Here is a 20,882-nt window from a genome sequence, read left to right as displayed (position 1 = left end):
CAAAAATAAGCTATTTTCGCCGAAATCAGCTGTACAAGCAGGAAGTTGCTTCGTATAAAGCGCTATCGGAACAGGGAGACGTGATGCGTATTTTACTGATTGAAGATGATCGTTTAATTGGCGACGGTATCAAGGCGGGGCTGAGTAAACTGGGCTTCAGCGTTGACTGGTTTACCTCTGGTGAGGCGGGCTTTAACGCGCTGGAGGCCGCGCCCTGGGATGCGGTGATCCTGGATCTCTCACTGCCCGAGCGGGATGGGCTCGATATTCTGCGGCAGTGGCGACAGCAGGGCAAAGATGTACCGGTACTGATACTGACCGCACGCGATGCGCTCGATCAGCGGGTCGAAGGCCTGCAACTGGGAGCCGACGACTATCTGTGTAAACCCTTTGCCTTAACCGAAGTGGCTGCTCGCTTACAGGCGCTGATCCGCCGCCGTCATGGCCAGCTGCAGCCCGAACTCCGGCACGGTAATGTGGTGCTGATACCCGGCAGCCACAGTGTAATGCGCGAAGGTGAGGCGATTGCGCTGAAAAGCCGTGAACTGGCGCTGCTGGAACTGTTTATGCGAAACCCGGGCCGGGTGCTGACACGCAGCCAGCTGGAAGAGAAGCTCTACAACTGGGACGCCGATGTCTCCAGCAATGCGGTAGAGGTTCACATTCATCATCTGCGTAAAAAACTGGGCAGCCAGTTTATCCGCACGCTGCACGGCGTCGGTTATACCCTGGGAGCGGCTGAATGCGATCAATGAGCCTGTTTCTGCGGCTGGGTATCGGTTTTGTGCTGCTGCTCGGGATCTGCTGGGCCAGCGCCAGCCTGAGTGCCTGGCATCAGACACGTGAAACCCTTGATGAACTCTTCGATACCCAGCAGATGCTGCTGGCAAAGCGTCTGCTGACGCTGGATTTCTCCTCGCTGGACAACGCCACTCTGCCTAAAACCAAAGAGATACTGCGCCACCATCGCGGCGATCAGGATGACGACGCCCTGGCCTTTGCCGTCTTCACGCGTGACGGCCGGCAGGTGATGAATGATGGTGACAATGGCCGCTACCTGCCGTTTGAGGCGGAGTATCAGGGATTTCATGAGGGCCAGCTCACCAATGATGACGATCGCTGGCGGTTTGTCTGGCTGACTACGCCCGACCAGCAGTTCCGGGTGGTGGTGGGTCAGGAGTCCGAATACCGTGACGACATGACGCGGGATCTGATGAAAGCCAGCATGCTGCCCTGGCTGATCGCGCTGCCCTTTATGTTGCTGCTGCTGATCGGTCTGGTCTGGTCTGAACTGCGCCCCCTGAAGACGCTGGCACAGCAGCTTGCGCAGCGCGCACCCGATGATGATACGCCGCTGCAGGCAGACCGCGTGCCGAAAGAGGTGCAACCGCTGATGGTCGCGCTCAATGGTCTGTTCAGCCGCATCAGCGCAATGATGCAGCGTGAACGGCGCTTTACCTCTGATGCCGCACATGAGCTGCGCAGTCCGCTGGCGGCGCTGCAGGTGCAAAGCGAGGTGATCCAGCTGACTGCGGATGATGAAGTGATGCGAAGCCATGCGCTACAGCAACTGGATGCCGGCATTATCCGCGCAACCCGGCTGGTGGATCAGCTGCTGACGCTCTCACGGGTTGAAGCTGAAGATGCACGCAGCGCCTTCGAAACGGTGGCGCTGAAACGCACGGTCCAGGAGACGCTGGCTGCACAGCTGCCGCTGGCGGATAAAACGGGTGTCACGCTGCGGCTGCATGCTGACGCCGATCCGCAGATTCAGGGGCATCCGCTGTTACTGTCACTGCTGGTGCGTAATCTGCTGGATAATGCCATTCGCTATACGCCAGCGGGCAGCGAAGTTGATGTGCGGCTTCAGGCGAACAGCCTGTCGGTAGAGGATAACGGCGAAGGTCTGAGTGCAGCCGATCTGCAACGGCTTGGTGAACGTTTCTGGCGACCGCCAGGTCAGGAGAAAAGCGGAAGCGGGCTGGGATTATCGATAGTCCGCAATATCGCCCAGTTGCACGGGATGCAGGTCAGCTTCAGCCAGCGCTCGGGCGGCGGATTATGCGTTATGCTGCGCTGGTCAGCGCCCGCCCCGTAAGGCGGGCACTGCAGATTAAATCTCGACCTGGGTGCCCAGCTCAATCACCCGGTTTGGCGGGATCTCAAACTGGTCTGGCGCACGGAGCGCATTGCGCTGCAGCGCCAGGAAGAGTTTGCCACGCAGGCGCAGATACCACGGCCGTTTGCCGATAATCAGCGACTCATGCGACATGAAGAACGATGTCTCCATCATGCGGCAGTTGAGCCCTTCCAGCCCGCAGCGGTGGAAAATCTCCTCGACGTTTGGCGTTTCGCGCCAGCCGTAGCTGGCCACCACCCGCCAGAAGGTGGGTGACAGCTGCTCAATCGTCACGCGACGCACGTTATGCACGTAAGGCGCATCTTCCGTCCGCAACGTCAGCAGCACCACCCGCTCATGCAACACTTTGTTGTGTTTGAGGTTATGCAGCATGGCAAACGGAATCACATTCAGCGCACGCGACATATAGACCGCGGTGCCCGGCACGCGAACCGGCGGCGATTTCTCCAGTGACGCGATCATCGCCTCCAGGGAGTTGCCATGCTCGTGCATGCGGCGCAGCAGGCGGAAACGTTCGCTTTTCCACGTCGTCATAATGATAAACATCACCAGGCCGAGACAGAGCGGCAGCCAGCCACCGGAGAAGATTTTCACCAGGTTGGCGGTAAACAGCGGCACATCGATACAGAGCATCAGTACCAGGATGACGGCAACCGCCAGCTTATTCCAGTGCCAGTTTTTAACCGCCACGGTACAGGAGAGCATCGCGGTCAGCACCATGGTGCCGGTGACGGCGATACCGTAGGCCGCAGCCAGATTACTTGAATGCTCAAAGCTGATAATCACAATCAGCACGGCGAAGTAGAGTACCCAGTTAATCACCGGAATATAGATCTGGCCCGATTCGCGCTCAGAGGTGTGGATGATACGCATCCCCGGCAGATAGCCCAGTCGCACCGCCTGGCGCGTCAGCGAGAAGACGCCGGAGATCACCGCCTGTGAGGCAATCACCGTGGCCAGCGTCGCCAGAATCAGCATCGGGATCAGCGCCCAGTCCGGCGCCAGCAGGAAGAAGGGATTTTTAATCGCTTTGGGATCGCTGAGTAACAGCGCGCCCTGACCAAAGTAGTTCAGGACCAGCGACGGCAGCACCACCGAGAACCAGGCCAGTCGGATCGGCACTTTACCGAAGTGACCCATATCGGCATACAGCGCTTCAACCCCGGTAATCGCCAGTACCACCGCGCCAAGCGCGAAGAATGAGACAGATTTATAGTGCAGGAAGAACTCGACCGCGTAGGCAGGATTCAGCGCATGCAGCACTTCCGGGTTTTTCATGATGCCGCTGACCCCCAGGATCGCCAGCACCAGGAACCACACCAGCATCACCGGCGCGAAAAGTTTGCCCACCATGCCGGTGCCATGTTTCTGAATCGCAAACAGCAGCGTCAGCACCGCAATCGACATCGGCACAATAAAGGGATCCAGCGACGGCGCGGCAATCTCCAGGCCTTCAATGGCTGACATCACCGAAATGGCCGGCGTGATCACCACTTCCCCATAGAAGAAGCTGCCGCCAATCAGGCCCATGATCACCAGCACTGCCGTGGCGCGTGCACCCGTATGGCGGCCCGCCAGCGACATCAGTGTCAGAATACCGCCTTCACCGGCATTGTCGGCGCGCATCACATAACTGATGTACTTCAGTGATACTACCAGCACCAGCAGCCAGAAAATCAGCGACAAAAAGCCAAACACCGCTTCCCGCTCAACGCCGAAGCCGAACTGTCCGGAGAGACATTCACGCAAGGTATACAGCGGACTGGTGCCGATATCCCCGTAAACAACACCAATAGCGGCCAGCGTTAATCCGCGAAGTGACTGCTTATTATCCGAGCTCATAGAGTTATCTTTTGTTGGAGTCTAAGAGGCGCAACAACCCCTCGCTCAGGCCATCAAAAAGCGCACAGTATGCACGGTTTGCCGAAAATTCCTATACCCGCTTCGCCTGTCTGCCAGGGTAACGGGGTGGTTTCAGGCATTAAAGCGTTAATCAGCGCCGCTTTCAAAGCAGGCAAACCTTATGAAACAAAAAAGCTGACAGCTATCAACGCTTTCACGCATGATGATCTATAGAGTAAGGCGCTTGCTGAAGCGCGGCGGCCCGACGATCGTAAGGACATTGAAGTGATTATGGCTCAACCCCATCTTTTGGCAGAAAGAATTTCTCGCCTTAGCAATGCGTTAGAAAAAGGATTGTATGAGCGACATCATGCCATCCGCCTTTGCCTGCTGGCAGCGCTGAGCGGTGAAAGCGTGTTCCTGCTGGGACCGCCCGGCATCGCCAAGAGCCTGATTGCCCGCCGCCTGAAATATGCCTTTCAGCACGCCCGCGCCTTTGAATATCTGATGACCCGTTTCTCCACACCGGAAGAGGTGTTTGGCCCGCTATCTATTCAGGCACTGAAGGATGAAGGGCGCTATCAGCGCCTCACTAAAGGTTATCTGCCCGACGCGGAGATTGTTTTTCTGGATGAGATCTGGAAAGCCGGCCCGGCGATTCTGAATACCCTGCTGACCGCTATCAACGAACGCCGCTTCCGCAATGGCGACAGCGAAGAGGCCATTCCGATGCGTCTGCTGGTCACCGCCTCCAATGAAATGCCGGAAGCGGACAGCGGCCTTGAAGCGCTCTATGACCGGATGCTAATCCGCCTGTGGCTGGATAATGTGCATGAGAAGCAGAACTTTCGCAGCATGCTGACCCATCAGCAGGATGAGCACACCAATCCGGTCGCGGAATCCCTGCGCATCAGTGATGAGGAGTATGCGCAGTGGCAGCTCGGCATCAGTCAGGTCAGCCTCCCGGATGCGGTGTTCGAGCTGATTTATCAGCTGCGCCAGCAACTGGAAAGCCAGCCCGCCGCGCCCTATATTTCCGATCGTCGCTGGAAAAAAGCTATTCATCTGCTGCAGGCCAGTGCCTTTTACAGTGGCCGCAGCGCCATTGCGCCGATAGACCTGATCCTGCTGAAAGATTGCCTCTGGCACGACGTCGCGTCCATGCAGCTGCTGGAGCGCGAAATCGATCAGCTGATGACACAGCACGCCTGGCAGCAGCAGCCGATGCTGCTGAAACTGCATCAGATAAAAGCGCGTCGCATGGCTCTGCAGCAGCAACAGAGCATCGCACAGGCGATCACCCTGGAAAAACACAGTGGGATGTTCAGTCGCAAACCCCATTACGATCTGCCGGAAAGCTTCACTGATGAGCAACTGACGCTGATGCTGCAAAAGCCGCTGATGCTGCATGACATGCAGGTGACACATCTGGTTATCGCGCGTGATGCACTGAATCAGTGGCTGCAGAAAGGGGGCGAGGTTCGCGGCAAGCTCAATGGAATTGGCTTTGCGCAGAGTCTGGATTTACAGGTGGATGCGCAGCACTGCCTGGCTATCCGTGATGTCAGCCTGCAATCGTCGCGTCTGACACTGCCTGGCGTCAGCAACAGCGAGCCGCTGCCCGGTGAGATCACCGAAGCGCTGGATGCACTGGAGAGTGAACTGCGGTCGCAGCGTCATCTGTTCAGCCAGCATCAGCGCTGCCTGTTTATCAGTGATGACTGGCTGGCGCGGGTTGAAACCAGCCTGCAGGATGTGGCGGAACAGTTGAAACAGGCGCGTAAATGATCCCACTGGAGACGCTCAGCACACTGCTCTCCGTGGGTGAAACCGAACTGATTGAAGAGCTGATTATTGCCCTGCTGGCGTCTCCACAGCTGGCGCTGTTTTTTGAAAAGTTTCCCGGGCTGAAAAAAGCACTGTTACGCGATGTGCCACGCTGGCGAGCGGAGATCAACGCTGAGCTCAAAGCCACGCCGGTTCCGGCCACGCTGGCCGAAGAGTTTCAGCTGTTCCAGCGGGTACAACTCCTCAGCGATCGTGAATTCAGCCACCAGCTGAATGCCACGCTTCAGGCGCTTGAAAGCCTGCCTTCCCCTTTTCTGGATGAAGCCAACCGGCTGCTGCAGCACACCGATATCAGCCATCTCAGCAGCGCGCAGCACCAGCTTTTTCTACAGCGCTGGCGGCTGAGCCTGACCTTACAGACCCTGACGCTGAATCAGACGTTGCTGGAGCAGCAGCGCGAACGCCTGCTGGCGGAACTGCAGCAGCGTATGGCGCTGAGCGGTCAGCTGGCACCGATTCTCGGCGACGATGACGAAGCCGCCGCTGGCCGGCTGTGGGACATGAGCAAAGCGTCACTGCAGCCTGGCGACTATCAGCTGATGCTGCAATATGGCGACTTTCTGGCGCAGCAGCCGGAGCTGCTGAAACTGGCCCAGCAGCTGGGTCGCAGCCGCGAGGCAAAATCGGTGCCGTCGCAGGATGCCCCTATGGAGGCCTTTCACCATATGGTGCAGGAACCTGCGGCCGTGCCGGAGGAGGTCAGCGGCATTCACCAGAGCGATGACGTGCTGCGTCTGCTGCCGCCGGAGTTAGCTGCGCTGAGTATCAGTGAACTGGAGCTGGAGTTTTACCGGCGGCTGGTAGAGAAACGGCTGCTGACCTACAAGCTGCAGGGCGATGCCTGGCATGAAAAGGTCACGATGCGTCCGGCCAGCCACCAGCAGCATGAAGAGCAGCCACGCGGGCCTTTCATCGTCTGCGTCGATACCTCGGGTTCGATGGGTGGCTTCAATGAGCGCTGCGCCAAAGCGTTTTGTCTGGCGCTGCTGAAAGTCGCGCTGGCCGATCGCCGTCGCTGCTACATCATGCTGTTTGCGCACGAGGTGATCGGCTACGAACTGACCGGTGATGATGGGCTGGAACAGGCGATTCGCTTTCTCAGTCAGCGCTTTCGCGGCGGCACCGATCTGGCAGCCTGCCTCTCTTCCGTTGTGACCCGAATGGAAGGCGTCCTGTGGCAGGAAGCCGATGCGGTGATCGTCTCCGATTTTATTGCCCAGCGTCTGCCGGAAGAGGTGATCGGGACTATTAAAACGCGTCAGCGAAATAATCAGCAACGTTTTCACGCCGTGGCTATGTCGGCCCACGGGAAACCAGGCATTCTGCGCATCTTCGACCATATCTGGCGTTTCGATACCGGCATGAAAAGCCGTCTGCTGCGTCACTGGCGGCGTTAAGTCATCGGGCAGAAATGCATATTTGCTATAGTAAATTACCGTTTCACTTACTCAGCAATCTGGAGCTTCCTGTGACGCTTGCTCAACCTCATCGCGATCTGCCTGCGCCGACGCGAACGCTACTGCTCTCCGGCCATAACATTGAACAAAAACGTGCCGAATTGCTGGCCTATTTCCACCAGACCTGGGAACAGTATGAAAGTCTGTTTACCTGTCTGGCCGATTCCCAGGCCTGGTTTACCAAAGCCATTCCGCTGCGCCATCCTTTAATCTTCTATTTTGGCCACACCGCTACCTTCTACATTAATAAGCTGATGGCCGGACGCCTTATCGACGCGCGTCTGGACGATCGTATCGAAGCGATGATGGCGATTGGTGTGGATGAGATGAGCTGGGACGATCTCAACGACAGCCACTATGACTGGCCCACTGTCGAAGAAGTCCGCGAATACCGCGGGCGCGTTAAAGCGCTGGTCAGCGATCTGATCCAGACCCTGCCGCTGACTCTGCCGATCACCTGGGAGAGTCCGGCCTGGGTGATCCTGATGGGCATTGAGCATGAGCGTATTCATCTGGAAACGTCCAGCGTACTGATACGCCAGTTACCGGTCGGGTGGGTGAAACCCCAGCCTGCGTGGCCGGTCTGCCCGATGGCGCGCCACCAGCGCGAGGCTGTTCCGGCCAATACCCTGCTGCCGATGCCCGGCGGCACCGTCACGCTGGGTAAAACCGACGAGACCTATGGCTGGGATGTCGAATATGGCCGCCAGCAGATCGCGCTGCAGCCGTTCAGGGCGAGCAAAATGCTGGTCAGCAACGCGGAATTCCTGGCGTTCGTTGAGGCGGGGGGTTATCAGGACGCTCGCTGGTGGGATGACGAAGGCTGGGGCTGGTGTCAGTTTGCAAAAGCGGAGATGCCCACCTTCTGGGTCGGCACGCCTGCGATGCCCGATCAGCTTAAACTGCGTCTGATGTGTGAAGAAGTCGCAATGCCGTGGGACTGGCCAGCCGAGGTTAACCAGCTGGAAGCGGCGGCCTTCTGCCGCTGGAAAGCGGATCAGACGGGAATGAGTGTTCAGCTCCCCTGTGAAGCGGAGTGGGCTCAGCTGCGCGAACAGGTCGCGGGCGATCAGCCGGATTGGGATCGGGCACCGGGCAACATTAACCTGGCGTACTGGGCTTCCTCTTCACCGGTCGATCTCTTCGCCCAGGGCGACTTCTTCGATATCGTCGGTAACGTCTGGCAGTGGACGACCACGCCGACCAACGGCTTTGAAGATTTTAAAGTCCACCCGCTTTACGATGATTTCTCTACCCCGACCTTTGATGGCAAACATTCGCTGATCAAAGGCGGTAGCTGGATATCGACCGGCAACGAAGCGCTGAAATCGGCACGCTATGCGTTCCGCCGCCACTTCTTCCAGCATGCCGGTTTCCGCTACGTGGTTTCCAGCCATCAGGAAACCATGGCGCTGAACCCATATGAATCTGACGCCATGGTGTCGCAATACCTCGACTTCCAGTATGGCCCGCGCTATTTCGGGGTGGATAACTATGCCGAAAGCCTGGTAAACCTGGCGCTGAACTACACCACAGCACGCGGCGAGGCACTGGATATCGGCTGTGCCACCGGACGCGCCAGTTTTGAACTGGCCCGCCACTTTGAACGTGTCACCGGCATGGACTACTCGGCGCGCTTCATCGATGTGGCGCTTCAGCTGGCCAGCGGCGAAGACTTCCGTTATCTCCTGCCACAGGAAGGCGATCTGGTGGAGTATCGGCAGGTTCGCCTGAAAGATTTCGCGCTGGAGAGCGAACTGGCGCAGCGGATTCAGTTTGTTCAGGGCGACGCCTGTAACCTTAAGCCGCAACCCGCCCGTTACGATCTGGTACTTGCATCCAACCTGATCGATCGCCTGCGTCAGCCCGCACGCTTCCTGCGGGATGTCACGCCGATGCTGCGTCAGGGCGGCATTCTGGTGCTCTCCTCGCCCTATACCTGGCTGGAGGATTTCACGCCGAAGGAGAACTGGCTGGGCGGCGTGCGTGAAAACGGTGAGGCACTGACGACGCTGCAGGCACTGCAACGTCTGCTGGCGGCCGACTTCGACCTGGTCGATGAACCGCAGGATAAACCGTTTGTGATCCGCGAAACGGCCCGCAAGTTCCAGCACACGCTGGCGCAGGTCACCGTCTGGCGCAAACGCTAAGTGAACCGGCAGCGACGCCCGTCGCTGCCGGGAGTTGCCTGAACCACTATTTTGCTGCACATTCATCCTTGTTTACTTAAGCAGACCAATAACGAGGATGGCCATGGCCGAACATCTGCAGCTCGATAACCTGGATCGCGGCATTCTGAATGCCCTGCTCGACAATGCGCGCACTGCTTACGCCGAGCTGGCAAAACAGTTTAACGTCAGCCCCGGCACCATTCATGTCCGCGTGGAGAAGATGAAGCAGGCGGGCATTATCCTGGGCACCCGGGTTGATATCGATCCGCGCCAGCTGGGGTTTGATGTCTGCTGTTTTATCGGCATCATCCTTAAGAGCGCGCGTGACTATCCGGCGGCGCTGAGCAAACTGGATGCGCTGGATGAAGTGGTTGAAGCCTGGTACACCACCGGCCACTACAGCATCTTTATTAAGGTGATGTGCCGGTCCATTGATGCCCTGCAACAGGTGCTGATCAACAAGATCCAGACCATAGATGAAATTCAGTCGACGGAAACGCTGATCTCGCTGCAAAACCCGATCATGCGCACTATCAAGCCCTGATCCTTCTCCGCCTTGTGCATAATCTTATCCCTGACGAATGTGGCGGCTGGCAACGGCTGCGTTCGCTTCTCTTAATCTATTAACCCTGTTGTCCACAGGTGGATCACCGCTTGATCACAGCGTACAATGCTCGCCTTAATGTCCGGGAGAGCAAGATGGCCGATATTACCTTAATCAGTGGCAGTACTCTGGGTAGCGCAGAGTATGTGGCTGAACATCTGGAAGAAAAATTACAGGAAGCGGGCTTCTCAACGCAGATGCTGCATGGCCCGGAGCTGGATGAAGTGCCACATGAGGGTATCTGGCTGGTGGTCTGTTCAACTCACGGTGCAGGCGATATTCCCGATAACCTGCTGCCGCTGTTCGAAGCCATCACGGAAAGCCAGCCCGATCTCTCACAGGTCCGGTTTGGTGCCATCGGACTCGGCAATCATGAATATGATCTCTTTTGTGGCGCGATCCGCCAGATTGAAGCCCTGTTAATTGCTCAGGGTGCCCGCCAGATCGGCGATCGTCTGGAGATTGATGTGCTGGAGCATGAGATCCCTGAAGATCCCGCGGAAGCCTGGCTGGAAAGCTGGAAAAAGGCGATCTGAAGGGGGCTGGGGATCGCGAAATAGTGACGATCCCCAGTGGAACATGCTGATTTTATCCTTTTCCGCTCGTTTATTTTGTGGATAACTACCCTCTTTTACTGCGTATAACCGGTAGTTATCCAAAGAACAACCGTAGAATGAATTTTGAGCTGTGGATAACATGCCATTTTGATCCCAGCTTATACGGATCAGGATCACCGATCACTAACAGGTAGTGATCCTCTTCATCCTGTTGTTTCTGCTGTGCTTCTGGCACATATCCACAGAAAAGCGGGATCCTAATAAGAGATCTAACAGAAAGATCATATACAGATCTAAGATCCTTTCTTTTAAAACCGGACGATCCCGCGGCTTTCACCCCAGACGGAATTTGAGTAGAATCCACGCCCCAGGACGACGATCCTGCAAGTTCATCAACCGAGGTACCACTTCATGTTTTATCAGGATCCTTTTGACGTCATCGTAATTGGTGGTGGTCATGCGGGCACCGAAGCCGCAATGGCGGCAGCCCGAATGGGTCAGCAAACCCTGTTACTCACCCATAACATTGATACGCTTGGACAAATGTCCTGTAACCCGGCGATTGGTGGGATTGGCAAAGGACATTTGGTGAAGGAAGTGGATGCCCTGGGTGGTCTGATGGCCAGTGCGATTGACCAGGCGGGTATCCAGTTTAGGATACTAAACGCCAGCAAAGGTCCGGCAGTGCGGGCAACCCGTGCTCAGGCGGATCGCGTGCTCTATCGCCAGGCAGTGCGTACGGCACTGGAGAACCAGCCCAATCTGATGATCTTCCAGCAGGCGGTCGACGATCTTATCGTGGAAAACGATCGTGTGGTGGGTGCAGTCACCCAGATGGGACTGAAGTTCCGCGCGAAAACCGTCGTACTCACCGTCGGCACGTTTCTTGACGGCAAAATTCATATCGGTCTGGATAATTACAGTGGCGGTCGTGCAGGTGATCCCCCGTCCATTCCGCTGGCAAAACGACTGCGTGCGCTGCCGCTGCGGGTAGACCGCCTCAAGACTGGTACGCCACCGCGTATCGATGCGCGCACCATCGATTTTTCAGTGCTCAGCCCGCAGCACGGCGATAACCCGATGCCGGTGTTCTCGTTTATGGGCAATGCGTCTCAGCATCCGCAGCAGGTACCGTGCTGGATCACTCACACCAATGAGAAAACCCATGAGGTGATCCGCAATAATCTGGATCGCAGCCCGATGTATGCCGGGATCATCGAGGGGATCGGTCCACGCTATTGCCCGTCTATCGAAGACAAAGTGATGCGCTTTGCCGATCGTAACTCGCATCAGATCTTCCTGGAGCCGGAAGGGCTGACCAGCAATGAGATCTACCCGAATGGCATCTCAACCAGTCTGCCATTCGATGTGCAGATTCAGATCGTTCGTTCCATGCAGGGCATGGAGAATGCGAAGATCGTGCGTCCGGGCTATGCCATCGAGTATGACTTCTTCGATCCACGCGATCTCAAACTGACGCTGGAGAGCAAATTTATTCACGGCCTGTTCTTTGCCGGCCAGATCAACGGCACAACCGGCTACGAAGAAGCCGCTGCGCAGGGGATGCTGGCGGGTCTGAATGCCGCCCGTCAGTCTGCGGACAAAGAGGGCTGGGCACCACGTCGTGACCAGGCTTATCTGGGCGTACTGGTTGATGACCTCTGTACGCTCGGTACCAAAGAGCCGTACCGGATGTTTACCTCCCGTGCTGAATATCGTCTGATGCTGCGCGAAGACAATGCCGATCTGCGTCTGACCGAAACCGGTCGTGAACTGGGTCTGGTGGATGATGCGCGCTGGGCGCGTTTCAATCAGAAGCTGGAAGCGATTGAACAGGAGCGTCAGCGCCTGCGCGATATCTGGGTCCATCCGAAGTCAGAGCACGTGACGGAAGTGAATACGGTACTCAGCGCGCCGCTGACCAAAGAAGCGAGCGGCGAAGATCTGCTGCGCCGTCCTGAGCTGACCTATCTGAAGCTGATGACGCTGGATGCCTTTGGTCCGGCACTGGCTGATGAGCAGGCCGCTGAGCAGGTTGAGATTCAGGTCAAATATGAAGGTTATATCGCGCGTCAGCAGGAAGAGATCGATCGCCAGCTGCGCAACGAGAACACGCTGTTACCGGTGGAGCTCGACTATCGCCAGGTGAACGGCCTCTCAAATGAGGTTATCGCCAAGCTGAACGATCACAAACCGAGTTCGATTGGTCAGGCGACGCGTATCTCCGGCATTACGCCGGCGGCCATCTCAATTCTGCTTATCTATCTGAAAAAACAGGGTCTGCTGCGTAAAAGCGCCTGATCTGAAAACGGGGCGAGGAGACTCGCCCCCGCTGAATGGACTTATGCTGTGATCAACACACTCACGTCGCTGCTACAGGCAGCCGGTATTTCCCTCTCCGATCAACAAAAACAGCAGCTGGTTGCCTATGTCGGCCTGCTGGATAAGTGGAACAAAGCCTACAATCTGACATCAGTGCGCGATCCGCAGCAGATGCTGGTACGCCATATCCTCGACAGCATCGTGGTGGCGCCGCATCTGCAAGGCTCACGTTTCATTGATGTTGGAACCGGACCAGGACTGCCTGGCATTCCGCTGGCTATCGTGATGCCTGATGCGCACTTTACGTTGCTCGACAGCCTGGGCAAGCGGGTGCGTTTCCTGCGTCAGGTTCAGCATGAGTTAGGACTCACTAACATTACTCCGGTGCAGAGCCGGGTTGAGGCGTTCCCGGCTGAGCCGCCCTTTGATGGCGTGATCAGTCGTGCATTTGCCTCGCTGACCGACATGGTGAACTGGTGTCATCATCTGCCGGGAAGAGAAGGGCGCTTCTTCGCGCTGAAAGGCGTGCGTCCGGACGATGAAATTGCGGAGTTACCGGCAGGCTACGTCTCTGATGCTGTGATTAAGTTGCAGGTACCGCAGCTGGAAGGTGATCGCCACCTGGTCATTCTTCGTCACCAGTAGGCTTTCGACTGGCAGAGATTTAGCGTTTATCTGCCAGTGATTTTCGTCAGTTCCGGGATGAAAAAAGTGCAGATGATGCGCTATCAATAAAAGATTTTGATTAAGCCCTGGCTGACCGAAGGTTAAAACGCTGACGGAAATTATCCGAAAAGCTCTGTTACATTTAACGTTTAATTCACATTCAGTTATCAGAAATATCACTTGTATAGGCGGGTCGCTGAATAAAAGTAGTCACGGCAGAAAATATATCGCGGTAATAACTTTGCGTGCGTAATATCAATTACACGATTCTTAAGCACAGTTCGATGTCAATAGCGTGTTTTCTGTGAAAATAGTCTTGCAGATGCATTTTTATAATTTCAATGCTTTGATTTTATTGAGTTAATTTGTAATACAGATTGTTCTTAAATAGCGCGAAGATAAAACTCAGTGTAGTGAATGTGCTTATTATGTGATCTAAAGCACGCTTTAAAAGCAAGTTGCGAGGGAATTTTCAGTCAGATTAGGGTGAATCTCTGCAGGGTAATCTTTGGAAAAATAGCCCTCCGGAAAGAAATTTAAATAATTGTTCACCTTTTCGCTACTTACCGATTGAAATCGCAGGTGCGGCCCGTATAATTTGCACGGCTTTTGCTGCTTGACTCAACTGCGCAAAGGCAGTCTTATACGACACGCGACATACCCCTAACGGGGCAGGAGAGTATCAGCGTCATGTCAGTGTCTCTTTACAGTGTAAAATACGCCCGAACGGTGCTGATGATTCAGCTGGTGACGATAGTCATCATCGGTGCACTCTTTGCTCTTAAAGATGTCATCTGGGGTCTCTCTGCTCTTGCTGGCGGTGCGGCAGCCTGGCTGCCAAACGTATTGTTTTTGTTTTTAGCCTGGCGCCTGCAGGGGCAAACCCCAGCTTCGGGGCGAGTCGCGTGGAGCTTCGCTTTGGGTGAAATAGCCAAAGTGTTTGCGACCATCATTTTGCTCATTGTGGCGTTGGGTCTATTCGGAGCGGTTTTCTGGCCGGTCGGAATAACCTGGTTATCGGTGCTGGTGGTACAAATGCTGGCACCGGCGGTAATTAACAACAAAGGGTAAGAGGCATCATGGCTGCAGGAGAAATCTCTACTCCGCAAGAGTACATTGGTCACCACCTGACTCATCTTCAGTTGGACCTGCGTACCTTCGAGATAGTGAATCCGCACGACGCTCCCGCGACGTTCTGGGTATTAAATATCGATTCCATGTTTTTCTCTATGGTGCTGGGAATCATCTTCCTGGTGTTGTTCCGTAGCGTGGCAAAATCTGCCACCAGCGGTGTGCCAGGGAAAATGCAGGCGGCTATCGAACTGGTTGTCGGTTTCGTCGATAGTAACGTGCGCGACATGTATCACGGTAAGAGCAAACTTATCGCCCCGCTGGCTCTGACAATCTTTGTCTGGGTCTTCCTGATGAACTTCATGGATCTGCTGCCAATCGACTTGCTGCCATATATTGGCGAGCACGTATTGGGGTTACCGGCGCTGCGCGTCGTACCATCTGCAGACGTGAACATCACGCTATCTATGGCGTTGGGCGTATTTATTTTGATTCTGTTCTACAGCATCAAAATGAAAGGCATTGGCGGCTTCACTAAAGAGCTGACGCTGCAGCCTTTTAACCACCCGATCTTCATCCCGATCAACCTGATTCTGGAAGGTGTGAGCCTGCTGTCTAAGCCTGTATCACTGGGTTTACGACTGTTCGGTAACATGTATGCGGGTGAACTGATCTTTATCCTTATTGCCGGTCTGTTGCCGTGGTGGTCGCAGTGGGTGCTGAATGTGCCGTGGGCCATTTTCCACATCCTGATCATTTCGCTACAGGCTTTCATTTTCATGGTCCTCACGATTGTCTATCTGTCGATGGCATCTGAAGAACATTGATTTTTTTCTCAACACTACTTTCCCTCTTGATTTCGGGTTGCAGCGCACACCGCTGAAGCCCGGAAGATGAAGGGAGCATTTAACTGAAACAAACTGGAGACTGTCATGGAAAACCTGAATATGGATCTGCTGTACATGGCTGCCGCTGTGATGATGGGCCTGGCGGCAATCGGTGCTGCGATCGGTATCGGCATCCTCGGAGGAAAATTCCTGGAAGGCGCTGCTCGTCAGCCTGACCTGATTCCTCTGCTGCGTACGCAGTTCTTTGTTGTAATGGGTCTGGTGGATGCAATCCCGATGATCGCTGTTGGTCTGGGTCTGTACGTGATGTTTGCTGTCGCCTAAAGCCCTGTGTTCACTCAGCGCACAATGTGCAAGGGTGAACGGATTCTGCCGCTTATCGTTGATAACGGCAGAAAAGTTAAATACTCAATCTAGAGGCATTGTGCTGTGAACATTAATGCAACAATCCTCGGCCAGGCTATCGCGTTCATCCTGTTTGTCGCGTTCTGCATGAAGTACGTATGGCCGCCGCTCATGGCTGCTATCGAAAAGCGCCAGAAAGAAATTGCTGAAGGCCTTGCTTCTGCTGAACGTGCAAAGAAAGATTTGGATCTCGCGCAGGCTAATGCGACCGACCAGCTGAAAAAAGCCAAAGAAGACGCTCAGGTCATTATCGAGCAAGCGAACAAGCGTCGCGCGCAGATTCTGGACGAAGCCAAAACCGAAGCTGAAAACGAACGTAATCGCATCGTGACACAAGCGCAGGCTGAAATTGACGCTGAACGCAAACGTGCGCGTGAAGAACTGCGTAAGCAGGTCGCGTTGCTGGCTATGGCTGGCGCCGAGAAGATCATCGAACGCTCCGTGGATGAAGCTGCTAACAGCGACATCGTTGATAAACTGGTCGCTGAACTGTAAGGAGGGAGGGGCTGATGTCTGATCTGATTACTGTAGCTCGCCCCTACGCCAAAGCAGCTTTTGACTTTGCTGTTGAGCATCAAAGTATTGAACGCTGGCAACAGATGCTGGCGTTTGCCGCAGAAGTGGCTCGCAATGAACAGATGGCTGATCTTCTCTCAGGTGCATTAGCACCCGAAGCGCTGGCAGCGTCGTTTAACGCAGTCTGTGGTGATCAACTGGATGAACCCGCGCAGAACCTGATTAAGGTGATGGCGGAAAACGGACGTTTGACAGCGCTTCCGGCTGTACTGGCCCAATACATCGAACTGCGTGACGCTCATGAAGCCACCGCTGAAGTTGATGTTATCTCCGCCAGTACGCTGAGTGACGACCAGCTGAATAAAATCAGCGCCGCGATGGAAAAACGTCTGTCACGCAAAGTTAAGCTGAATTGCAAAATTGATAAGTCTGTGATGGCAGGCGTGATCATCCGTTCGGGTGATCTGGTTATTGATGGCAGCGTACGCGGCCGTCTTGACCGTCTGGCTGACGTCTTGCAGTCTTAAGGGGACTGGAGCATATGCAACTGAATTCCACCGAAATCAGCGAACTGATCAAGCAGCGCATTGCTCAGTTCAATGTCGTGAGTGAAGCTCACAACGAAGGTACGATTGTTTCTGTAAGTGACGGTATCATCCGCGTACACGGCCTGGCCGATGTCATGCAGGGTGAGATGATTGCCCTGCCGGGCAACCGTTACGCTATCGCCCTGAACCTCGAGCGTGACTCGGTTGGTGCAGTGGTGATGGGCCCTTACGCTGACCTCGCCGAAGGCATGAAGGTTAAGTGTACTGGCCGTATTCTTGAAGTACCGGTAGGCCGTGGCCTGCTGGGCCGCGTAGTGAACACCCTGGGTGCTCCTATCGACGGTAAAGGCGCAATCGACAACGACGGTTTCTCACCGGTTGAAGTCATTGCACCTGGCGTTATCGACCGTCAGTCAGTCGACCAGCCGGTTCAGACCGGTTATAAGTCGGTCGATGCGATGATTCCAATCGGCCGTGGCCAGCGTGAGCTGATCATCGGTGACCGTCAGACCGGTAAAACCGCAATGGCGATCGATGCGATCATCAACCAGCGCGACTCAGGCATCAAGTGTGTCTACGTTGCGATTGGTCAGAAAGCCTCAACCATCTCTAACGTGGTTCGTAAGCTGGAAGAGCATGGCGCACTGCAGAACACCATCGTTGTTGTGGCGTCTGCTTCTGAATCTGCTGCACTGCAGTATCTCTCTCCGTACGCAGGCTGTGCGATGGGCGAATACTTCCGTGACCGCGGTGAAGATGCGCTGATCGTATACGATGACCTTTCTAAGCAGGCTGTCGCGTACCGTCAGATTTCTCTGCTGCTGCGCCGTCCACCAGGTCGTGAAGCATTCCCTGGCGACGTGTTCTATCTCCACTCCCGTCTGCTGGAACGTGCATCACGCGTAAGCGCTGATTATGTAGAGCGTTTCACCAATGGCGCAGTGACAGGTAAAACCGGTTCACTGACCGCGCTGCCGATCATCGAAACCCAGGCGGGCGATGTTTCTGCGTTCGTTCCGACCAACGTAATCTCGATTACTGATGGTCAGATCTTCCTGGAATCGAACCTGTTCAACTCCGGTATTCGTCCGGCCGTTAACCCAGGTATTTCGGTATCCCGCGTAGGTGGTGCTGCACAGACCAAGATCATCAAGAAACTGTCCGGTGGTATCCGTACCGCGCTGGCACAGTATCGTGAACTGGCGGCATTCTCGCAGTTTGCCTCTGATCTGGATGATGCAACCCGCAAACAGCTGAGCCACGGTCAGAAAGTGACCGAGCTGCTGAAGCAGAAACAGTATGCGCCGATGTCTGTTGCGCAGCAGGGTCTGGTTCTGTTCGCTGCAGAGCGTGGCTATCTGAACGACGTTGAACTGGCAAAAATTGGCAGCTTCGAAGCTGCACTGCTGGCCTTCGCCGATCGCGACCACGCTGAGCTGATGGCTGAAATCAACCAGTCGGGTAACTTTAATAACGATATCGAAGCCAAGCTGAAAGGCCTGGTCGAGACGTTTAAAGCAACCCAGTCCTGGTAATGTCTGGCGGCTTGTCTGAAAAGGCAGGCCGCAAGGCTTTGAGGAGAAGCTAATGGCCGGCGCAAAAGAGATACGAAGCAAGATTGGAAGCGTGAAAAACACGCAGAAGATCACCAAAGCGATGGAAATGGTCGCCGCCTCCAAGATGCGTAAAACGCAGGAACGCATGGCGGCCAGCCGTCCGTATGCAGAAACCATGCGCAAAGTGATTGGTCACCTTGCGTTGGGTAATCTGGAATACAAGCACCCTTACCTGGAAGAGCGCGACGTCAAGCGCGTCGGCTACCTGGTCGTTTCAACTGACCGCGGGCTTTGTGGTGGTTTGAACATTAACCTGTTCAAAAAGTTACTGGCGGATATGAAGTCCTGGTCCGATAAAGGCGTGCAGAGCGATCTGTCGATTATCGGTTCAAAAGGGGCGTCATTCTTTAATGCTGTGGGTGGCAACATTGTGGCGCAAGTCAGTGGCATGGGTGATAAACCTACCCTGTCTGACCTGATTGGCCCGGTAAAAGTGATGTTGCAGGCTTATGATGAAGGCCGCATCGACAAGCTGATGATCGTCAATAACAAATTCAATAACACCATGTCTCAGACTCCGACCATCACCCAACTGCTGCCGTTACCGCCAGCGGAAGGTGAAGAAGAGATGAAGGCGAAGACCTGGGATTACCTGTATGAACCCGATCCGAAAGCGCTGCTGGATACCCTGCTGCGTCGTTATGTCGAATCGCAGGTTTATCAGGGTGTGGTGGAAAATCTGGCCAGTGAGCAGGCCGCACGTATGGTAGCGATGAAAGCCGCAACCGATAACGGCGGAAATCTGATCAAAGAGCTGCAGTTGGTGTACAACAAAGCTCGTCAGGCCAGCATCACCCAGGAACTTACCGAGATTGTCGGTGGAGCCTCCGCGGTTTAACCAGGTTTGGAATTAGGTAGAGGATTCAAGATGGCAACTGGAAAGATTGTCCAGATTATCGGCGCCGTTGTTGACGTCGAATTCCCTCAGGACGCGGTACCGCAAGTGTACAGCGCCCTCGAGGTTATGAATGGTGATGCGCGTCTGGTGCTGGAAGTTCAGCAGCAGCTCGGCGGCGGCGTAGTACGTACCATCGCAATGGGTACGTCTGACGGCCTGAAGCGTGGTCTGAGCGTCAACGACCTGCAGAAACCGATTCAGGTACCCGTCGGTAAAGCGACCCTGGGCCGTATCATGAACGTTCTCGGCGAGCCAATCGATATGAAAGGCGAGCTGAAAGAAGAAGATGGCAGCGCAGTAGAGATCGCCTCTATTCACCGCGCAGCCCCTTCTTATGAAGATCAGTCTAACTCGCAGGAACTGCTGGAAACCGGCATCAAGGTTATCGACCTGATGTGTCCGTTTGCTAAAGGCGGTAAAGTCGGTCTGTTCGGTGGTGCGGGTGTAGGTAAAACCGTCAACATGATGGAACTGATCCGTAACATCGCGGCTGAACACTCAGGTTACTCAGTGTTTGCCGGTGTGGGTGAGCGTACTCGTGAGGGTAACGACTTCTACCACGAAATGACTGACTCTAACGTTATCGATAAAGTTGCACTGGTCTATGGCCAGATGAACGAGCCGCCGGGTAACCGTCTGCGCGTAGCACTGACCGGTCTGACCATGGCGGAAAAATTCCGTGATGAAGGTCGCGACGTTCTGCTGTTCATCGATAACATCTACCGTTATACCCTGGCCGGTACAGAAGTTTCTGCACTGCTGGGTCGTATGCCATCTGCGGTAGGTTACCAGCCAACGCTGGCAGAAGAGATGGGTGTGTTGCAGGAGCGTATTACCTCCACCAAGACCGGTTCAATCACCTCCGTACAGGCCGTTTACGTCCCTGCGGATGACCTGACTGACCCATCACCAGCAACTACCTTTGCGCACTTAGACTCAACGGTAACGCTGAGCCGTCAGATCGCCTCTCTGGGTATCTACCCGGCCGTTGACCCGCTGGACTCTACCAGCCGTCAGCTGGATCCGCTGGTTGTCGGTCAGGAGCACTATGATGTTGCACGTGGCGTTCAGTCACTGCTGCAGCGTTATCAGGAACTGAAAGACATCATCGCCATCCTCGGTATGGATGAGCTGTCTGAAGAAGACAAACTGCTGGTGGCACGTGCGCGTAAGATTCAGCGCTTCCTGTCTCAGCCGTTCTTCGTTGCAGAAGTATTCACCGGTTCACCGGGCAAATACGTGACGCTGAAAGACACTATCCGTGGCTTTAAAGGCATCATGGAAGGTGAGTTTGACCACCTGCCAGAGCAGGCCTTCTACATGGTTGGCGCCATCGAAGAAGCCGTGGAAAAAGCGAAGAAACTGTAATAACG

Annotated in this window: 18 protein-coding genes; 17 read left to right on the top strand and 1 reads right to left on the bottom strand. The window is 55.1% G+C overall.

The window, feature by feature from the left end:
* Positions 1-83 precede the first annotated feature (83 nt).
* Positions 84-755 carry a quorum sensing response regulator transcription factor QseB gene (gene qseB / locus OK412_RS17915; RefSeq protein ID WP_010258847.1) on the top strand — a complete coding sequence of 224 codons (672 nt, stop codon included), beginning with the start codon at positions 84-86 and terminating at the stop codon, positions 753-755.
* Positions 743-2,098, top strand: a complete 1,356-nt coding sequence (qseC, locus tag OK412_RS17910) for a quorum sensing histidine kinase QseC (protein ID WP_264353404.1) — start codon at positions 743-745, stop codon at positions 2,096-2,098. The genes qseB and qseC overlap by 13 nt, the downstream gene beginning before the upstream one ends.
* A gap of 15 nt (positions 2,099-2,113) precedes the next feature.
* On the opposite strand, the gene kup is transcribed toward qseC, so the two are convergent.
* Positions 2,114-3,982, bottom strand: coding sequence for a low affinity potassium transporter Kup (gene kup / locus OK412_RS17905; protein ID WP_010258849.1), 1,869 nt, complete (start codon positions 3,980-3,982; stop codon positions 2,114-2,116).
* Between the two features lie 291 nt (positions 3,983-4,273).
* On the opposite strand from kup, the gene ravA reads away from it, so the two are divergent.
* From ravA to atpD, 15 genes are all read left to right on the top strand, one after another.
* Complete coding sequence (gene ravA / locus OK412_RS17900) at positions 4,274-5,770, top strand: ATPase RavA (RefSeq protein WP_010258850.1); 1,497 nt, start codon at positions 4,274-4,276, stop codon at positions 5,768-5,770.
* Positions 5,767-7,227, top strand: a complete 1,461-nt coding sequence (gene viaA / locus OK412_RS17895) for an ATPase RavA stimulator ViaA (RefSeq protein WP_010672185.1) — start codon at positions 5,767-5,769, stop codon at positions 7,225-7,227. Before ravA ends, viaA begins: the two co-directional genes overlap by 4 nt.
* 71 nt (positions 7,228-7,298) lie before the next feature.
* On the top strand, positions 7,299-9,437 hold the full coding sequence (gene ovoA / locus OK412_RS17890; protein WP_264353403.1) for a 5-histidylcysteine sulfoxide synthase: 2,139 nt from the start codon (positions 7,299-7,301) through the stop codon (positions 9,435-9,437).
* A 103-nt stretch (positions 9,438-9,540) separates the two neighbouring features.
* Positions 9,541-10,002, top strand: a complete 462-nt coding sequence (gene asnC / locus OK412_RS17885) for a transcriptional regulator AsnC (RefSeq protein ID WP_003849496.1) — start codon at positions 9,541-9,543, stop codon at positions 10,000-10,002.
* Between the two features lie 155 nt (positions 10,003-10,157).
* On the top strand, positions 10,158-10,598 hold the full coding sequence (gene mioC, locus OK412_RS17880; RefSeq protein WP_010258855.1) for an FMN-binding protein MioC: 441 nt from the start codon (positions 10,158-10,160) through the stop codon (positions 10,596-10,598).
* A gap of 432 nt (positions 10,599-11,030) precedes the next feature.
* Entirely contained in the window at positions 11,031-12,920 is a 1,890-nt protein-coding gene (gene mnmG, locus OK412_RS17875; protein WP_010258857.1) for a tRNA uridine-5-carboxymethylaminomethyl(34) synthesis enzyme MnmG, read from the top strand.
* Positions 12,921-12,968: 48 nt separating this feature from the next.
* On the top strand, positions 12,969-13,586 hold the full coding sequence (gene rsmG / locus OK412_RS17870; RefSeq protein WP_010258859.1) for a 16S rRNA (guanine(527)-N(7))-methyltransferase RsmG: 618 nt from the start codon (positions 12,969-12,971) through the stop codon (positions 13,584-13,586).
* Positions 13,587-14,297: 711 nt separating this feature from the next.
* On the top strand, positions 14,298-14,678 hold the full coding sequence (atpI, locus tag OK412_RS17865; RefSeq protein ID WP_010258861.1) for a F0F1 ATP synthase subunit I: 381 nt from the start codon (positions 14,298-14,300) through the stop codon (positions 14,676-14,678).
* Positions 14,679-14,686: 8 nt separating this feature from the next.
* The gene (gene atpB, locus OK412_RS17860; protein ID WP_010258863.1) at positions 14,687-15,505 is read left to right on the top strand and encodes a F0F1 ATP synthase subunit A; all 819 of its coding nucleotides are present in this window, start codon (positions 14,687-14,689) and stop codon (positions 15,503-15,505) included.
* 105 nt (positions 15,506-15,610) lie between these two features.
* Entirely contained in the window at positions 15,611-15,850 is a 240-nt protein-coding gene (gene atpE, locus OK412_RS17855; protein WP_003849523.1) for a F0F1 ATP synthase subunit C, read from the top strand.
* Between the two features lie 105 nt (positions 15,851-15,955).
* The gene (gene atpF / locus OK412_RS17850) at positions 15,956-16,426 is read left to right on the top strand and encodes a F0F1 ATP synthase subunit B (protein ID WP_003849528.1); all 471 of its coding nucleotides are present in this window, start codon (positions 15,956-15,958) and stop codon (positions 16,424-16,426) included.
* Positions 16,427-16,440: 14 nt separating this feature from the next.
* A complete protein-coding gene (gene atpH / locus OK412_RS17845; RefSeq protein ID WP_003849530.1) occupies positions 16,441-16,974 on the top strand; it encodes a F0F1 ATP synthase subunit delta in 534 nt (177 codons plus the stop codon).
* Between the two features lie 14 nt (positions 16,975-16,988).
* On the top strand, positions 16,989-18,530 hold the full coding sequence (gene atpA / locus OK412_RS17840; protein ID WP_010258868.1) for a F0F1 ATP synthase subunit alpha: 1,542 nt from the start codon (positions 16,989-16,991) through the stop codon (positions 18,528-18,530).
* A 52-nt stretch (positions 18,531-18,582) separates the two neighbouring features.
* The gene (atpG, locus tag OK412_RS17835; protein ID WP_010258869.1) at positions 18,583-19,449 is read left to right on the top strand and encodes a F0F1 ATP synthase subunit gamma; all 867 of its coding nucleotides are present in this window, start codon (positions 18,583-18,585) and stop codon (positions 19,447-19,449) included.
* A 30-nt stretch (positions 19,450-19,479) separates the two neighbouring features.
* Positions 19,480-20,877, top strand: coding sequence for a F0F1 ATP synthase subunit beta (gene atpD, locus OK412_RS17830; protein WP_010258870.1), 1,398 nt, complete (start codon positions 19,480-19,482; stop codon positions 20,875-20,877).
* Positions 20,878-20,882: the final 5 nt, after the last annotated feature.

This window comes from Pantoea sp. JV6, from assembly GCF_025910055.1.
GTDB classification, from domain to species: Bacteria; Pseudomonadota; Gammaproteobacteria; order Enterobacterales; family Enterobacteriaceae; genus Pantoea; species Pantoea agglomerans.
This window is presented reverse-complemented; position numbering and strand designations above follow the sequence as displayed.